This is a genomic window from Cerasicoccus sp. TK19100 (genome assembly GCF_027257155.1).
GTDB classification, from domain to species: Bacteria; Verrucomicrobiota; Verrucomicrobiia; order Opitutales; family Cerasicoccaceae; genus Cerasicoccus; species Cerasicoccus fimbriatus.
This window is the reverse complement of the sequence record NZ_JAPWDU010000003.1, coordinates 270,474-287,659: the sequence shown is the minus strand read 5'-3', so window position 1 is coordinate 287,659 and position 17,186 is coordinate 270,474. Positions and strand designations below refer to the sequence as shown.

The 17,186-nt window shown below is 49.7% G+C and carries 3 protein-coding genes; all 3 read left to right on the top strand.

From position 1 onward, the window contains the following. Window positions 1–72: 72 nt before the first annotated feature. The 3 genes from O3S85_RS07770 to O3S85_RS07760 all read left to right on the top strand — a co-directional run bounded on the left by O3S85_RS07770 (window position 73) and on the right by O3S85_RS07760 (window position 17,186). Window positions 73–771, top strand: coding sequence for an ABC transporter ATP-binding protein (locus O3S85_RS07770; protein ID WP_269539372.1), 699 nt, complete (start codon window positions 73–75; stop codon window positions 769–771). 47 nt (window positions 772–818) lie between these two features. Beyond that, window positions 819–3,344 carry an ABC transporter permease gene (locus tag O3S85_RS07765; protein WP_269539371.1) on the top strand — a complete coding sequence of 842 codons (2,526 nt, stop codon included), beginning with the start codon at window positions 819–821 and terminating at the stop codon, window positions 3,342–3,344. A 945-nt stretch (window positions 3,345–4,289) separates the two neighbouring features. Beyond that, the gene (locus tag O3S85_RS07760) at window positions 4,290–17,186 is read left to right on the top strand and encodes a LamG-like jellyroll fold domain-containing protein (protein ID WP_269539370.1); all 12,897 of its coding nucleotides are present in this window, start codon (window positions 4,290–4,292) and stop codon (window positions 17,184–17,186) included.

Here is a 17,186-nt window from a genome sequence, read left to right as displayed (position 1 = left end):
CCTGCTGTAAAACTGCCTGTTGAATAAGTCCATCGTTTGCAAAAGAGTCTGAATCGTGTTCCTACAATAGCAATGCCTGATATGAATCAAACCAACGCCGGGGCGCCGGTCCTGGAGGCCATCGACGTGCACAAGAGCTACCATGGTGCCCATGGGTCGCTGGAAATTCTCAAAGGCGTGAATTTCCAGATCGGCGCGGGCGAGTCGCTGGCGATTGTCGGGCCATCCGGTTGTGGTAAGACAACGCTCCTCGGACTTTGTGCCGGATTGGATAACCCGACCACGGGCGATATCAACCTGATGGGCGTCCCCTGGGGCAGCCTCTCCGAAGACGGCCGCGCCCGCTTGCGCAACGAACACGTCGGCTTCGTGTTTCAAAATTTTCAACTCATCCCGACGCTCACCGCGCGCGAAAACGTGCTGGCTCCGCTGGAGCTGCGCGGCGAACGCGGCGTCGACAAGCTGGCGCTCCAGTGGCTGGAAAAGGTGGGCCTTGCCGACCGTGAAGATCACTACCCGATCCAGCTCTCCGGCGGCGAGCAGCAACGCGTCGCGCTGGCCCGCGCGTTTATCAATGACCCCAAGGTTCTCTTCGCCGACGAGCCCACGGGCAACCTCGACCCCGAAACCGGCGAGCGCATCGAGGAGCTCCTCTTCGAACTCAACCGCGACCACGGCGCCACGCTCGTCCTGGTAACCCATGACCTCGATCTGGCCAACCGCTGCCAACGTCGCCTCGCCGTCCGCGACGGCCGCATCGTGCAACTTTAAATCTTCCGTCATTCGTAATCAGCTATTCGAGATTCGCTATTAGATTCATGAGATTTACTTTGCTGACAGCTTGGCGTGACGCGCGCTCCCAGAAGAAGCACCTGTTGCTTTGCGCCATTTCGATTGTGTTCGGCGTGGCGGCGCTGGTCGCGATTAACTCGTTTGGCGACAATCTGCGCGCGACTACGGACGCGAAGGCGCTGACCCTGCTCGGCTCGGACCTGCGCTTTTCGTCGCGTACGCCGTTTAGCGATCGCGCTGAGTCTTTTATCCGTGATGTGGGCGGCGAGCAGTCGCGGCAGACGCGGTTTAGCTCGATGGCGTATTTTCCGACGACGGAGGACACCCGCCTCGTGCAGGTGCGCTCGGTCGCGGGCGGTTTTCCGTTTTATGGTGAGTTCGAAACCGCGCCCGCCGGCGTGTTGATCGGCCAGACCGATGAGCCCATCGTCGTCGTTGATCCGGTGCTGCTTTCCATGTTCGGCCTCAAGGTTGGCGATCCGATCAAGCTTGGCGAGGTGGAGTTTACCATCGCGGCCGAAATCATCGAAGTGCCGGGCGAGTCTGCCTTTGCCGGCCTTTTCGCGCCGCGCGTTTATATGCCCGCGAAGTATCTGGAGGAGACTGGGCTGATCGGCTTGGGCACCATTGCATTCCACAGCGTGGACATCAAGCTGCCCGATGGTGCCGACGCCGACTCGATTGCCGAAGACGCCAAGCCAATGCTGGACGACGAGCGCATACGCTACAACACCGTCGCCACGAAAAAGGAAGACCTCGGCCAGTCGCTGGAAAACCTCTACCGCTTCTTTAACCTCGTGGGCATGATCGCGCTGCTGCTGGGTGGCGTGGGTGTGGCCGGCGCAGTGCAGGCCTACTTGCGTAGTAAGCTGGAGTCGGTCGCGGTGTTGCGCTTTCTCGGCTGCTCGGTGCGTTCGGCGTGCGTCGTATTTCTCTGGCAGGTGCTCGGGGTGACGCTGGTCGGCGCACTGATCGGCGCCGCCATCGGGGTGCTGGCGCAGGTTTGGCTGCCCGCCGTGATCGGGCCGCTGCTTCCCTTTGAAATCGAAAGCTTCGTCAGTTGGCCGCGTGTGCTCGAGGGCATGTTGTTCGGTTGGTTGATTGCTGCGCTCTTTTCGCTCTTGCCGCTGCTGCCGCTGCGCCGGGTGAGCCCACTGCGGGCTCTGCGCGCCAGCTATCAGCCGCGCCGCCAATTTGATCCACTTGTGGCCTTGGTCTGGGGCGTGATCGCGGTGCTGCTCGTTGGCTATTGCTCGGCGCAAACCGAAACCGCCTGGCACGGTGCCGCCTTCGCGGGTGGCCTGTTCGTCGCGCTAGGCGTCTTCACGCTCACGTCTGCTTTGCTTCGCAAAGTATTGTCCATGGTATCGGGCAAAACGAGTAACTACGTATGCCGCCAGGGGCTGGCCAACCTGCACCGCCCGAACAACCGCACGCTCTTTTTAATCGTGACCCTCGGCATGGGCGCGTTCCTGATTCAGACCTTGTTCCTCATCGAAGGCGTGTTGCTCAGCGACACCGAATTGGTGAATGACGCGCAAGAGCCGAACACGATGTTTTTCGATATTCAGTCCGAGCAGCTCGATGGCTTTAGCGACATTGTCGAAGGTGAGGGGATGAGCATTACCGCAGGCGCGCCGATCGTGGCCATGCGCCTGGAAGAGGTTAATGGCCGGAGCGTCACCGAGATCAAGGCCGACCCGACACAGGACATCGACAACTGGATTCTTAACCGCGAGTGGCGCTCCACTTGGCGCAGTGAGCCGAGTATTACCGAGGAGGTCGTGGCGGGCGAATTCGTGGGCCAGTGGAATGGCTTCGAGGAGCCGGTGCCCATCTCGCTGGAAACCGGTATGGCGGAAGACCTCGGTGTGCAAGTCGGCGACACGTTGACCTTTAACATTCAGGGCCTATCTTTGCAGTGCAAAGTATCCTCATTGCGTGAGGTGGATTGGAAGCGCATGCGCCCCAACTTTTTCGCCGTCTTCCCGGAGGGCGTTCTCGAAGGCGCGCCCACTTGGCACATCGCTTTTCTACGGGCGCCGGATGCGGACACACTCGCTACTTTGCAGCGCAAAGTCGTGCAGACCTACCCAAACATCACGGCGGTTGATCTGAGCATCGTGCTCGACGGCTTGCGTGAAATTATGGGCCGCGTGGCCTTCGCGCTGCGGTTCATGGCGTCCTTTACCTTGCTGACCGGCGTGGTGGTTCTCGCCTCGGCGGTGATCACCAGCCGCTACCAGCGCTTCCGCGAAAGCGTACTCTTGCGGACCATCGGCGCCAGCTCGGCGCAGATCCGCGCGATCATGTCTGTGGAGTATTTGGCCGTCGGGTTGATGGCCGGCATCGTTGGCTCCTTGCTGGCTTGGGGCGCGGCCGCTAGCCTGGCAATCTGGGTTTTTGAAACCGATCCGCCACTGCCGTATATCGAAACGTCGATCACGATTGTCGTAACCACCGCGCTGACACTGCTCACCGGCCTGGTCAACAGCCGCGGTATTTCGAAAAGCCCACCGCTGGCGGTGCTGCGCTCGCAGGAGGCGGGATGATTCTATTATCGGTGTCCTGATTGTTGGGCTTACTATTGCGTGATCATTAAATCTATTATTATTTATTAAGTTTTGAGTTCGCACAGATAAGCACCCCATCTATTAGGAGCGTGTGGCAGCTTGAGATGTCGTTGTATATTTGCCTATGCAGCTTCAGCAGTTGTTAAGTCTCCTGGTGTCGCCGGAGTAGACTCACTACTGGTACGGTGGGACTGACCGCGCTAGCTCGTTCCGAGCTCGGTGCATTGCACATGGCCTGACGATATGGGCTGTCATCACCCGAGGTAGGGTTGCTGCTTAGCTATTACCTATTAGGCGTAGTGAATCGCGCTCATTGCGCAGGAGGGGGCGGATGGGTTTGCCGGTCACGGCACACGTCTTTGGTCGGTCGCGCACTTGCTTCACTGGTAACTAAAAAATCCGTGGCTAAATCAGTTGTGCCAATAGCATCCTTGGTGAACACTACGCCTTGATTGCTCTACGATGCTTTACCATAAAAAGCTAAACTCAAGGTTGTTCGAAGCTTCCGGAATTATATGTGTTGGGCCATCCTCAGTAACCTAATAATGGAAAATAACTTGAAAGAGCCGAGGCGTTTCTGATTGGGTATGGCAAAAACTATCCGGTAACTGATGGTATTACCTTGAGTATGATGAGATTGCATCTGATAGCCTGCTAGGTGAAGTATCAATTTAAATTTTTATCTTGTCGCTTTTGTACGATGTAGGCTACATCACTCTGAGATAGTTTCTTTTGATACTAAAAAACACTGATGAAATAAAATGAGTAAGATTTACCAGCGTGCTCGTTGGCTTTGCAATATAAGCCCAATAATAGGAATGAAACCACATTGCTTGTGTGGGATCGCGCTGACATCGGACTGAAATCGATCTCTATAATAGTTCCAGGTATTCTTTATCTGTTGCTAAGTGAGGGTCTCTGGATATGAGCATATTAAAAAAAATACTTCTGTCAGTCACGATTCTTGGCTCGGCTTTTTTATTTCTGGGGCAGGTAGCGCCAACGTATCCTCAGTGGTGGCTAGACCAAGGTGTGGCAGAGTCGCAGCCGGTCGGGCCTGGCGATCCAGGGTATGATCCTAATAACGTCGAGCACGTCGAAGCATGGAATGAGTGGTTGCGAGGAAACTCAAGCCCCGCAAATGTCGGACAATTGAAGCATATCGCGACTGAGGCTAAAAAACATGTCGATCTGTATTTGAGCCCAAGCGCACAGGAATGGGATGATGCTTACACGCATTTGGTTGATGGGCAGTATGTTAACTTCAATCCTTTTCCTTTCCAATCGAATGTTGGCGATTATTCTGTAGTCAATATTGGCCAGTTGAAAGCTGTTGCCGATGGCATATACGCCATCTTGGAAAACAATGGCTTCGATATAGATGGGCATCTTGCTTCACAAAGCCAGGGTGGGGTGTGGACCGAAAATCGCCCATGGACAGCGACTACCGCAGACGATGATAATTCGGCTGTAGCTAATTTGGGCCAACTGAAATTTGTTTTTAGCTTTGATTTAAGCGGTGAGGTCAATGTGGATAGTGAATCATCCGGTTCTGGCGACGGTATGGACGACTCTTGGGAGCAGCAGATCGTCGATTTTGATCCTGCTGATGACATCCTAACCATTGACGACGTATTGCCAGGGGCAGATTTTGATGGGGATTATCTAGATAACATCACAGAATTTCTTCGCGGAACCAATCCGACGGAGGCAGACATTCCATTTCCGGCTTTGCCGGACGATCCCGCCAATTGGCGCGGATATGTCCTGCTGGATCACTGGAGTTCAGGAGTATTGGCTGAGACACTTGATGCTGTTTCCTTGCCTGCGTTCCCGGGGTTGCCGGATAAGCGCCGGGTAATTGATTCTTTACAAATTGAAAATTTTAGTGGTGCGGGAACAGCAAATGTCATTCGTGGATATATCCATGCGCCAAAATCTGGCCGGTACACGTTTTTCTTATCAGGAACATCTGATGCTGAACTGCTCCTCAGCTCAAATTCTAATCCTGCTTCTGTTCATACATTTATTGAATTGGATGGTGTAACTGATCAGTCAAAAGCTAAGGAAGGCATATGCGAGTTCGAATCGGGGAATAAATACTATTTTGAGATACGTCAGGTGTCAGGAGCTTCTGGAGGCGGGAGTGTTGAGTTGGCTTGGGAATATGAGGATGTGTCAAGACATGTAGTTCCTTTGTCTGCGCTTTCTTTGCCACCCTATCTCCCCACTGTTGACTCTGGTGGCGCTGTATTGGCGTTTATAAATGAGTTGCCTTATGAGCCATCTGTCAGGGTGTATTCTGGTATTAGTATTGGCTCGATAGTTGAACAAGTGCCTGACAGCTATCAATGGACCTTGGAAAGTGCATCCGATGGCCAGGATTTAGAAGACGTAACGATTGATGATCCTATAGCGTTGAGTCCATCTTTCAATGCTACTGAAGCGGGCACATTTGGTTTTGCTCTAGCTGTGACTTATGATTCGATTGCTGATCAATCCGGCTCAATGCCCTACATCGCTTCTGATGCACTTGAATTTACTGTAATTGATATTAACCCCACATTGTTCTCATTGGTTAGTCATTGGAGGTTTGATGAAGGCAATTTACTAACAGTCGATGATCACGGTGCCAGCGGAATCGACTTGGATATTTATAATGCAAATTACACTGATGGTATAGGTGCTGAAGCAATTCATTTCGCAAATCCATTGAATGATGGTGGTCGGAAGTTGAAGGCAGAGTATAATGATGCCCTTGCTATTACTGGAGAGTTGACGCTGTCACTGTGGGTGAAATTTGAGGAAGGAACAACGGATTTGTCTCGCTATGAAAGGTTGATTTCAAGCAAGTCCCAATGGAATGCTCTCGGGGGCTATGAAATTGAATACAACCCTCTGCAGAATCGATTAACTTTTGGTGGGAACAGCTCTGAGCAGTATGTGGTCCGCGGAGTAGCTTTAGAGGATGGTTCTTGGCATCATATTGCCTTCACACTTGAATGGGATAATGTTCTTGATGGTTATGAGCCTACATTTTATGTGAATGGTCAGAAGTTGCTCGGTGGTAATGTTTGGTTAGGTGGCGAGCCGGGCGGAGGCATTGTAGGCAGCGGTCTCATGTCAGGGTTAGCTGCAAGCCCTCATTCATTGACGCTTGGCGATTTCCCCTCTGGCAGTGTGTCGGGCCTATGGGGTGCTCTAGACGAAGTTCGTGTTTATGACGCGGCACTATCTGCTGAGACAATTGAATTACTATTCCTCGAACGTGGCGGCTTATTATTTCATGCTAATGCACTTGAGGGGGTCGAGTTGAGCGGTGGCACTAGTCGTGTCTCTGCTTGGTATGATGTGAGCGGTAGGGGGAATGCATTTAATGCATCTTTGTCGGATCAGATGCCTCTATATGTTGAGGAGAATGGAGTTTTGCGTCTTCGGTTTGATGGTGTTAATGATGCGTTAACCTTCTCGCCTGCGAGTGGGGATGGCACGTTTGGCTATAACGGTGATTTCACTGTAGCGTTAACCACGGCCATTGGTGGTTACGGATCTTACGGCGAGCAGGTCTTTGATTCGCATCCTGGGACTGGAGATCTGGGGGGGTGGAAGCTGATCCGAGATCAGGAGTCAAATTATCTGAGTATATTGCCGGATTCAGGTGAGGATGACCAAATAGACGGTTTACTTGAGGGGGGGCTGGGACAGGTTCTAATCATTACTTCGGAATTAGATGAAGTTGCGAGCACTCGCACGGTTTCCATTTTTCAAGATGGAATGCTCGTCTCGGAATCTGTATTCGATGCAAGCGAAAACGTCATCTCGTTTTTGGCGGACGATATGGTTTTAGGAGCATCCGACGGTGAGTTGGAGCCAACACCCTTTGATATTTTTGATTTCCGTGTATACAGCAGAGCTCTCACAAATAAGGAAATTAATCGTCTGAATTATAAACTGTTTGAGCAGTATCTAAGAGAGCAAACGGTTACGCTGCGTCTAGCGTCTCCACGGCGCCCACTATCGCTCGTGGGTGCATCAGCTGAGATTGTACTGGATGCAGTATTGGATATCGGTAGTGCTCACGTCGATAAAGTAGCTTTTTACAGTGCGGGTAGATTTGGCGACCAAGAAAATCCAGAAAATCACACGGCGCTAGGAGAGGTGTCATCCGCGCCATATCGCATTATTGATTATGAGATATTTCCTGGCTCATATTATGTCTATGCGGTTGCGTATCGAGGTAATCGCGTGATCGCCCGAACTCGTCCCATCGCGATAACCTTAGAGGATTTTCAGCAAGGGGGCTACGAAATTGTGCAGCTTGAGGGGGGGGATATGGCGTATGGGATATCTGATACTACAGTAGACGAATTGCCCTTTGTATCTGGAACGGGTTCCGGTTACCCTATGGTTTGGTCGTTGGATGTACCTTTTGGGAAGCGTCTTTTGGTTGACGGTGGTGAGTACTATGGCGAAGCGCGGGCAATCAACATTAATGGGCATGCTGCGGGATGGGCGCGGGATGGCACGGGCTTGCAGCGAGCGGTTGAGTGGCGGTATGAAAACGCCGAGTGGGCTGGACGCTGGCTTAGCGGAAACGCGTCTATGTTGACGGATATCAGCGATAATGATGTTTCCGTTGGCTACTATGATATATCGCCAGATTTCTCGCGCGCATTCTATGCTCACCTCGGTGGTGCGCTTGAAGAATACGACATTTGGAAAGAGAATCCGGGGTTGAACAGGGCATGGGGCATTTCAGATTCGGGTGAGGTGGTTGTCGGTCAGCATAATGTAGAGCGATGGCGTATATCGCCAGATTTGGACGAACGCAGACGAGTTCTCGTTGTCGATTGGCACCCGGAGGCTGATTATCGACCATTTGAGTTTGAAGGTTATTTCCGTATGGCTGCGGATTGGCCGACGCTACCTACCTTGCCTTGGTACTGGCCAAATAGTTCATACATTGCATCCACAAAGGCGGACGATCCGTGGTCACATAATGGACGGGCCATAGATGTTGTAAAAAACGAAGAAGAGAGCTTTTGGGTAGGGGAGTCTAGATTCTGGTACTACCTAGGCTATAAAATAGGTTGGAGAAATCATATTCCAAGCATTTCTGGCATGTGGTACCTGGCTCGGCCGAAGCTTGCTGCTTTTGGTAACTTCGAGGCTCTAGGGGAACGCGATTGGCAGGGTGACGACGATGATTTAAATGCTCCAATATTGCTGGTGAGCAATGGTATCGCCGCGCTAGGAGGATTTGGTAGTGAAGCTTTGTCGGCCGAAATTATTGATGGTCATCTTAACATCGTTGGATCGTCGTATACTCGGGCTGGTAGCCCCTTCCTAGAGATAACTTCATTAATTGGGGTAGCCGTTGACGATTCTTTTGATAAAGACACGGATCTAGATTTTGATTTTCCCTTTGAATTTAAGCGTAATGAGAAGCACGCATTTCTGTATCGATATGAACTTGGTACTCCAGACACCACCTCGATTGTCGACCTGAACGATCTGGTTGGTAGCGATTGGGAACTAACGGTTGCTCATGACATAAATAACAACGGAATTATTGTCGGCGGAGGCTTTTATCGAGGAAGGCCTGCTGCATTCATGATGGGGGCGACGACGGATTCGGATGGTGACAAGCTTTCCGATTATACAGAAGGCTTCTACACCGGGGGTCTGATCAATAATACGAATTCTGACTTGGTTGACGAAAGCGCTTACCCGAACTACCCGCTTGATGACTTGATTGAAGCGTTATACGGCACAAATGCCCGCAGCGCCGACACCGACTCGGATGATTTACCTGATAACTGGGAGATTAAGTATGGATTGGATCCGCTTGATGATGGAACGAACAATCCTTTTGATCAGCAGTCTAATCCTGATTTTGGCAAGGAAGGCGACCCTGATAGGGATGGTCTAACTAACTATGAGGAGTTGGTGTCAAATACTGACCCAAGGTATCCGGATACCGACGGTGATGGCATGCCAGACGGCTGGGAAATGCTCTATGCATTTGATCCGCTTGATTGGGCGGATGGGGGCACTGACTTTGATGGAGATGGGTTGTTGAATGTTGAAGAGTATCAATACGCTGCTAATCCCACAAAGGTTAACAGCGATATTGAAATCGATATAGAAAACATGCAGCCACTGAGGGTCTCGGCAGGCAGTGAGAGCATTCCTGTAAACATTCCTGGAAAGTGGCAGGAAGTTTTTGATTATGAGAATGGGCGTCCATTTTTGGATCCAGCAACAAAAGACTTTGATGCTTATCCTTTAGGCTACATCCCATATCGCCATGCAGATTTTTCTCAGAATGAAGTCATATTTGGTGAGGATGGCTATCCTGTGCCTGATGCCGCGATAAATCCGGGTTTTTATTACTTGGACCCGCTAACGGCTGCCCCATTCCTCAATATTGACAATTCCAGCAAGCAATTTCCTGAAGAGTATTTCGACGTATTTCATTTTGATTATCTAGATTATGTTTACCCTAGTTATTATCTTAGGCCCTACGACGCATTAGATGTAGCAGTCGACATAGTTGAACAGGTTGAATTGGAGCTTTTCGGGGAGCCAGTAACTGATGGTCAAGGGAATGCGATTACTTTGTCGCGTTATAAGTTTGTTCCCAATGTAGGGGAACTTGTGTGGGATTTGGATTCCGCCGGATTTATCACAGATGAAAACGGTATCCTTGATGGCTTGGAAGTCCGCATGGGGTGGGATCCCAACGGCACTTTCGATTCGTTATGGGATGCGGTGCGTTTACCGGGTGTGACTATCTGGGATTATTATCAATTGGGGAATAGCTTCAGCGACAGTGACAATGATTTAGTCCCTGATGCGTTAGAGGGGACATTATATTCAGGCTTACATTCTACAAGGTCGGATAGTGAAGGTCAGTCTGGGGATGGAATGTTCGATGGATATGAGCTAGCTCATAAGCTCGATCCTACGACTGATGATAGTGCGGATGACTTAGATAACGATGGGTTATCTAATATTACAGAATTCAATGCTGGTTTGCTGCCGAACTATTACGATACGGACGCCGATGGCCTGCCTGATGCTTATGAGCTGGGTATCAATCCAGCTCATCCGGTGCCTTTGAATCCAATAAGTGGAATGAACGGTTTGGTTGTTTGGTATACATTCGATGATTTCGACAAGAATCGTGTGTATGACCGTTCTTTACTTACCAGTTCTGTCCAGTCGGAGATTCATCGCTTCAATGACGCCTTTATGATTGGCGAAGCTTCGATTAAAGAACTCAATATTTTCGATGTAGAATACTCCAGTAGCCTATCGTTGGGCGACGAAGAGAGTTCAATGGATGATATCGGTTACTTGACGGTACCAGACGACGACGATTTGGAATTAAATGAGGTCGGTTTCACCATAGCGTTTTGGTTGAATTGGACTGAGCCAGGTTCTTATGAGAATTTATCTGGTGAATGCACGATATTTAATAAAGCGGGTAGCTATAAGGGGACGATTAATCCTTGGGAGCAAACACTGACCTTTACAGCGGCTTGTTTGGATACTGGTGGACTGCCTACCGACGATTTAACTGCAACAATTTTCGGTATCGAGCCAGGGGTTTGGCACCACGTGGAAATTATATATGATCAGTCAGATCTTACGCTTCGTGTTCTGCGTGAAGATAAGCCCGCTGGCTATCACTATGTAGAGGGTGAGCAGCCTGGTCTGGTTGAATTAGCACATCGACCAATGATTCCGGCTGACACTGGTATCTCATTTATTGATAATGATCGGCCATTCCATATCGGGGCGTTAAGAACTGTGCCCATCACGGCACTCGGAATGAAGATTGATGATTGGCGCACTTATGATCGAGCGCTTTCCATTTCTGAGTTGGATGTAATTGCTGATCCAGCTCACCCATCCAGAGATGGCTACAAGGATCGAGATGACGATGGAAGTAATGAATATCAGGAGTATGTCAATCACACGAACCCTGATAAAATTGACTCAGACGGCGATACGATTCCAGATGGTGTTGAAATAGCTGGCTACAAAATTGACGGTGGAGTGATTATTCCGGCTCCTCTTGGCGTAGAATTGCCGGTAGGCTACTATACATCGCATCCGAAATGGGATGATAGTGACGGGGATGGTCTGACAGACTACCAAGAGGTTGCTGGGCAAACCGTAACTATTGCAATTGTTGGTCAAACTCCCATTGATGTATTTGTGATCACTGATCCCATGAAAAGCGACAGTGATTATATTAGTGGTGAGGTCGGAGAGTTCGATGGGCTTAGTGACGGTTTCGAAGTCGCCAACGGTTTGAATCCGCTCTCGGTGGATACTGATGGGGATGGAATTGATGATGGTTTTGAAACTTTCATGGACGGGTTAAACCCTAAAGATCCGTCTGATGCTACGGGTAACCTGGATGGGGATTCGCAAGACAATTACACTGAGTATCTAGATCCTACCCGCTTTGTTGGTATTGATGATGAGCCCCTGGCCCCGTATCAAAACGGAGACCCTGGCAATGGCAGCGGAGACCCTGGCAATGGTGGCGGAAATCCCGGAAGTGGTGGTGGAAGTCTAGTCGACACAGACAATGACGGTATGCCTGATGAATGGGAGGTGCACTATGGCTTTGACCCTGATGACTATTTGGATCCGGCGAATGACACATTTGCAGCGGATGATTTTGATGCTGATCCCGATGGCGATGGATACACTAACCTGGATGAGTATAAAAATGGGACGAATCCGCTTACTGGTGAGAATCAGCTTAATGTACGCAACATTCTCCGGATGTATGATTGTGAACACGGTGGGGTTGATCATGCTGAGGTAGATCACCGTATCTACTATCCTGTCACCTACGACTATGTTAAAGATCCGGTGACTGGCGTTGTGGAAGCGGAAGTTCAATCGGATGCCCCATGGGATGTTTGGCTGATGGGAGGCGCTGAAACGCGGGGCTATTTTGCTAATGCGGGTATGGTCCGTGTTACGGGTTTGTTGAGGACTGATATTGAGGATTTTGAGGTAAATGAAAACTTTACTCAGTTGATCCACGATGAGGATAACAATCGAACGCTCTTGGTCTGGGAGTTTCCTGGTAATCAGGGTAACCCATTCGATATCGTAAACTATACCTTAACGGATCCATTGTCCTTCCATTCGGAGGAAGAGCCGTTCTACCACCAGCCAATACTGGCCACCGAATTCATCAATAGCCTCGCGCGCGAGGAGGGAACCGGAATGGTAGAGTATGAGATTGTCTATTATGGAACACAGCTATGCGGAAATCTCGATGAGCCGTGGGGGAAGTTCTATTTGCCTGAAAAGCACTCTATAGGCAAAACGGGCTCAGAATTGGATGCTGTACCTGTGGTCGATGGTGGTGAAGCAACACCATCTGAAATAGACGACACTAAAGAGCCAACGGAGCCTGCAAGCACATTTGATAAAAATTATGGTCCCGGAGCTTGGGGAGAGGATTTTCAGATTCTGGCATTTACCTCGGCCTTCATGACGCCTACCAACGTCGCGCTGTCGGTTAACAGTGGCGATATCGATGGGGATGGCGTGCCGAACTTTGCGGATGGCCTCTCAAACAAATTTGAAAGCCATGGTGTGCATCCGACGCTCGAAGAGCCATTCGTTGAAAGCGCTGACTTCTATCCCTTAAAATTAGTGCTCCCAGATGAGTTCTCCTCCACTAGCGGCATTAAGCTGCGCATCGTTTATGATGCCTCTGACCCCAATGCCATGAGCGCCACGGCCAATGGATCGGGTGGTTACGATTACGAACTGCCAAGCGATGGCACGATTCGTATCTGGACGCAAAACGGTGATGCCCTTCGCAGTGCCTCCACGATTACTGATAACTCAAGCGGTGCCCACTTCGTTCCATCTGGTAAATACGTTGACCTGGATCAGCTTGGGTTTGTTGCTGACTCTGACACGGGTGTAATCTCAACCACACTCTACGTTGAAGCGGTAAAATTCGGCGCATTTCTGGAACCCACCTTCCTGTATATCAGCTACGCCGACGAAAGTATCGATGAGGTCGTCGATAACACGCCACCTGTTGTTGAATACGTGCAGGGCTTCAGCTTCCAATGGGTAGATATCGATATCGATTCGGATAATACGAATGGCTTGGATAGCCCAGATGAATCGTATGCTGAAGAGCTTGTTGAAGATCCCAACAAATTAACTGGTTTCAATGCCGAGAATCCAGATATTTCCAAGGTCGGAAAAATTGTATATGCCAACAACGGTGATATCGATTCTGACTTTGTGCCAGACTATGCGGATGGAATGTCGGACATGTTTGAACTGGACGGTGTTCGCTATCCTGAGGAGTTGGGTATTCTGGAAAGTGCTTCTTTCACCCCCGTTTCGGTTCGGTTGCCCGATCCCGGGGTTGTCGGAAACTACAAGGTGAAGTTTACTTATAATGCTTCAGACCCATTGGTTGCGACTGCATCACTGGATTCAGATGACAACGATGTATATACACCTGCATCTGGGACTATGCGTCTTTGGCTAGAGGATAATACAGTCATTCGTTCAGCGAATTCCGCTGTATCTGAACTGGGTGGTTCTACCGGTGATTTTATTCCTTCAGACGTATACCTAAGCCCAGATAGTATTGGAGCACCTGGAGGCGCTCAAATTACGGTATATCTAGAGGCGGTGGCTTCCAGCGAGGAAGTTGCGGGTGAGACGATTACGTTAAGCCTCTATCCGGATGATGGTTCCTTGGATGATGATTCATCACCTGTCTTTAGTGATACAATAGCCACGACGAATCTGCGGCGATTCATTGCTCAGCCCAAGGAGGATGGCAGCGGATTGGAGGAAACGCGCCGGATTACCTTGTCTCAACCTGTCCCGCGAATTGAATTAGATTACGTTCAAATAAACAGCATTGGGGTGTCGGCTGATGACAAATCGATTATTGGTCAATTAAAGATCAAGGGCACAATCCTATCTGATCTATGCGATATCCGCTATGGCGATGCTGGTATTATTGACACAGCAGAAGTGTACTTGAATGGAGGTGAATCGCCGGTAGCGATCATCGATATCAATGACTATGAGAAGGATGTTGATGAGGAGAATTACCGCCGACCTTATCCCTACAGCGGGCCGATCAATGATTTCATTACGGGTGATCTTGAATTGCTCGAAGGAGTGAACTTGGTAACCATCCTGGTTAAAGACCCAGGGGAAGATGGTTTATGGGGGCATGCGGATGCCACCGTCACCGTGAGTGCCGAGTTGACGACAACGGAGTACGTGAACTCGTCTGAATTGACCGTTGAGTTTCCGTCAGGCTTAGATGATACCGTCATTGACACGGTGAATGCTTCTCTTTGGTTGGAGGGCGGTACAACGCTGTCATATACATTGGTCGAGACTGGCATAGCGACGAATGTATTCACTACGGATCAAGTCGATCAATATGGTGACCCGATACCCTTTGTTCAACTGGATTGTCTGCCAGATCCAGACCTAGGTAGCGTATCGCAATTTACGGCTACGCTGGATGATCAGATTACGGGAATTATATCCATCCATTCGGTTAGTAATTCCGTCAGTGATTTGGACATCTTTACCGGCGTCATTCAGCGGGAAGTCGAAATATGGGAATATCCAGATTACGATGGCTTTACCATCAGCTCTGGGGAAGAGCTTCTCATTCCACAGGGAGATGATCGGGTATTCCACCCGTTTACTGAAATACATGAAGGACCAGGTGCGTTGTTGGAACAGCTTAAAGCTGAACTAGCCACGCCGACTGAAGATGGATTTGATACGGTTGTTTATGTAATGAATCCCGTTGATTCATTTGCAATAGACATGGCCATGGGCCCTGCTGGGTTGGATAGGCCTAACGATAATTACTGGCAATTGTCTGAGTCTAGCGCTCCAGAGGTATGGTTGGCGCTAAGTTTTGGCTGGTCTAAGCCTACTGTGGATCTTGAAAACCTTGTTCAGGGTGACCCACTTGGCGATATCCCTCCAGTGCTCCAGGAGGCAGTTGCAAAAATGTCTCCTGAAGATGCTGCAGTATTTGGTGTCCTTTATGGGTTTGGAAATGGAGGATGGACCACTGTAACTGATATTCACGAAATCGCGGTAAATCTTACCAGCTTCGCTATCATAAATTCGAACGATGGGCGGACTGTGCTTCGCTTGTTCTATGATGATGAGGTTGTTGAAATCATGCATGAGCAGAGTATTCAAGCCATGTCTGCCACCCTCGAATCCGCAGGTAACTTTGTTAAAGCATTTGGCCAAATAGTTATCAAGCTGCAAGCTGATCGAAATGCCTATGTATTGGCAGTGTTGACCGGTGATGACGAAGAGGTTGGTGAGCTCGTGGCTGAATATACGGAATATGTGGAAAAGGCTATTGGCATTATGGATTCGATTGCCGAGCAGTACGATAGTTATTCGACGTTTGGTAAGAGTTTCATCGTTGGTAAGTTTGCTTTCGAAATCGTATCGATGGTCGTGCCGCCGGCAAAATTATCCAAGGTTAAGTTTATTGAGCGGCTGTGTAAGCGGCCAGGCTTAAAGGATTGGGTAGGTGAGTGGCCCAGCACGTCTGCCGATAGCTGGGTGGATGGCATCCCTTCCACTGACGAACTCAAAAAGCTTAAGCCACTGGGCGTTAAGCTAGCGACCAATGCGGGTGAGCTCGCAACTACGAAAATGTGTTTTGTTGCCGGTACTCCGGTCCTGACGCCGCATGGCTATCAGGCTATCCAGACAGTTCAACCTGGCGATTTTGTCCTCTCGCGTGATCCCGAAACCGGCGTGATGGCGGACAAAGTCGTGCTGGACACAATTATCACCCATCCGGAGCGTCTATACCACATTACAATCCAGAGTGGCTCGGGCGATGATGGCGATGATGCGTGGTCTAGCGAGCAAACCCTCGTTTGCACCGGCGAACACCCGTTCTGGATTGAATCCGTCGCGGAATTTATCCCCGCCGATGAATTAACAATAGGGGATAGTGTTCTTTTACATAACGGCTCCAATGCCACGATTGTCTCGATCCAAATAGAGAATGCTCCACTGGGCGAGACGTTCACGACGTATAACTTCGAAGTCGCTGACTTCCACACCTATTTCGCCGGAGAGCCTGGAGTGTGGGTGCATAATATGACCTTAAGGTCATGTCAGGAAGCTTTCGAAGTTATGTCGGAATTGCTGTATAAGCATAATAATGATGTAATTAAAGCATATGACGAGTTTAAAGCTTTAGCTACATCATCTGCGGTTAGAAATTTACCCGTTGAGCTAAGAACATTCAATGAGGTCAGGAAAAGCTATTTCATTTTCGGCTCCAATATTAAGCCTACTTGGAGAAGGAATATTCAAGATCAGAAGATAAGTCATACGAACTACAGCGCTAGAAAGCTTGGCCAGAATCTTGAGATTTCGGGCGTTACCCGACCGCCATATACTACACCACATCATATTGTTGCGCACGGAGATTACAGGTATCCAGAGTGTGATCAGATACGTCAAATATTAGGAAAAGGAGACAAGGTCAAGGTGCACTTGGATGAGGCGGCTAACGGGGTATTTCTACCAAACACTAAGGCTCCTCAAGGTTATGCGGCTGTTTTGGGGCCAGTGAGGCATAATGGTTCCCATCCAAGAAAGTATTACCAAGATGTGCTTGCTGAGCTAGAGTCCTTGGGGCCCGATCCTACCGCCGATGAGATTCGGGATAAACTACAAGAAATCGCGGTAAAAATTATTGATGGAGATATCAAGATTCATAATTAA

Coding starts and splice junctions, on each gene's coding strand:
- O3S85_RS07770 (WP_269539372.1), top strand. CDS start 73: ATGCCTGATATGAATCAAACCAACGCCGGGGCGCCGGTCCTGGAGGCC.
- O3S85_RS07765 (WP_269539371.1), top strand. CDS start 819: ATGAGATTTACTTTGCTGACAGCTTGGCGTGACGCGCGCTCCCAGAAG.
- O3S85_RS07760 (WP_269539370.1), top strand. CDS start 4,290: ATGAGCATATTAAAAAAAATACTTCTGTCAGTCACGATTCTTGGCTCG.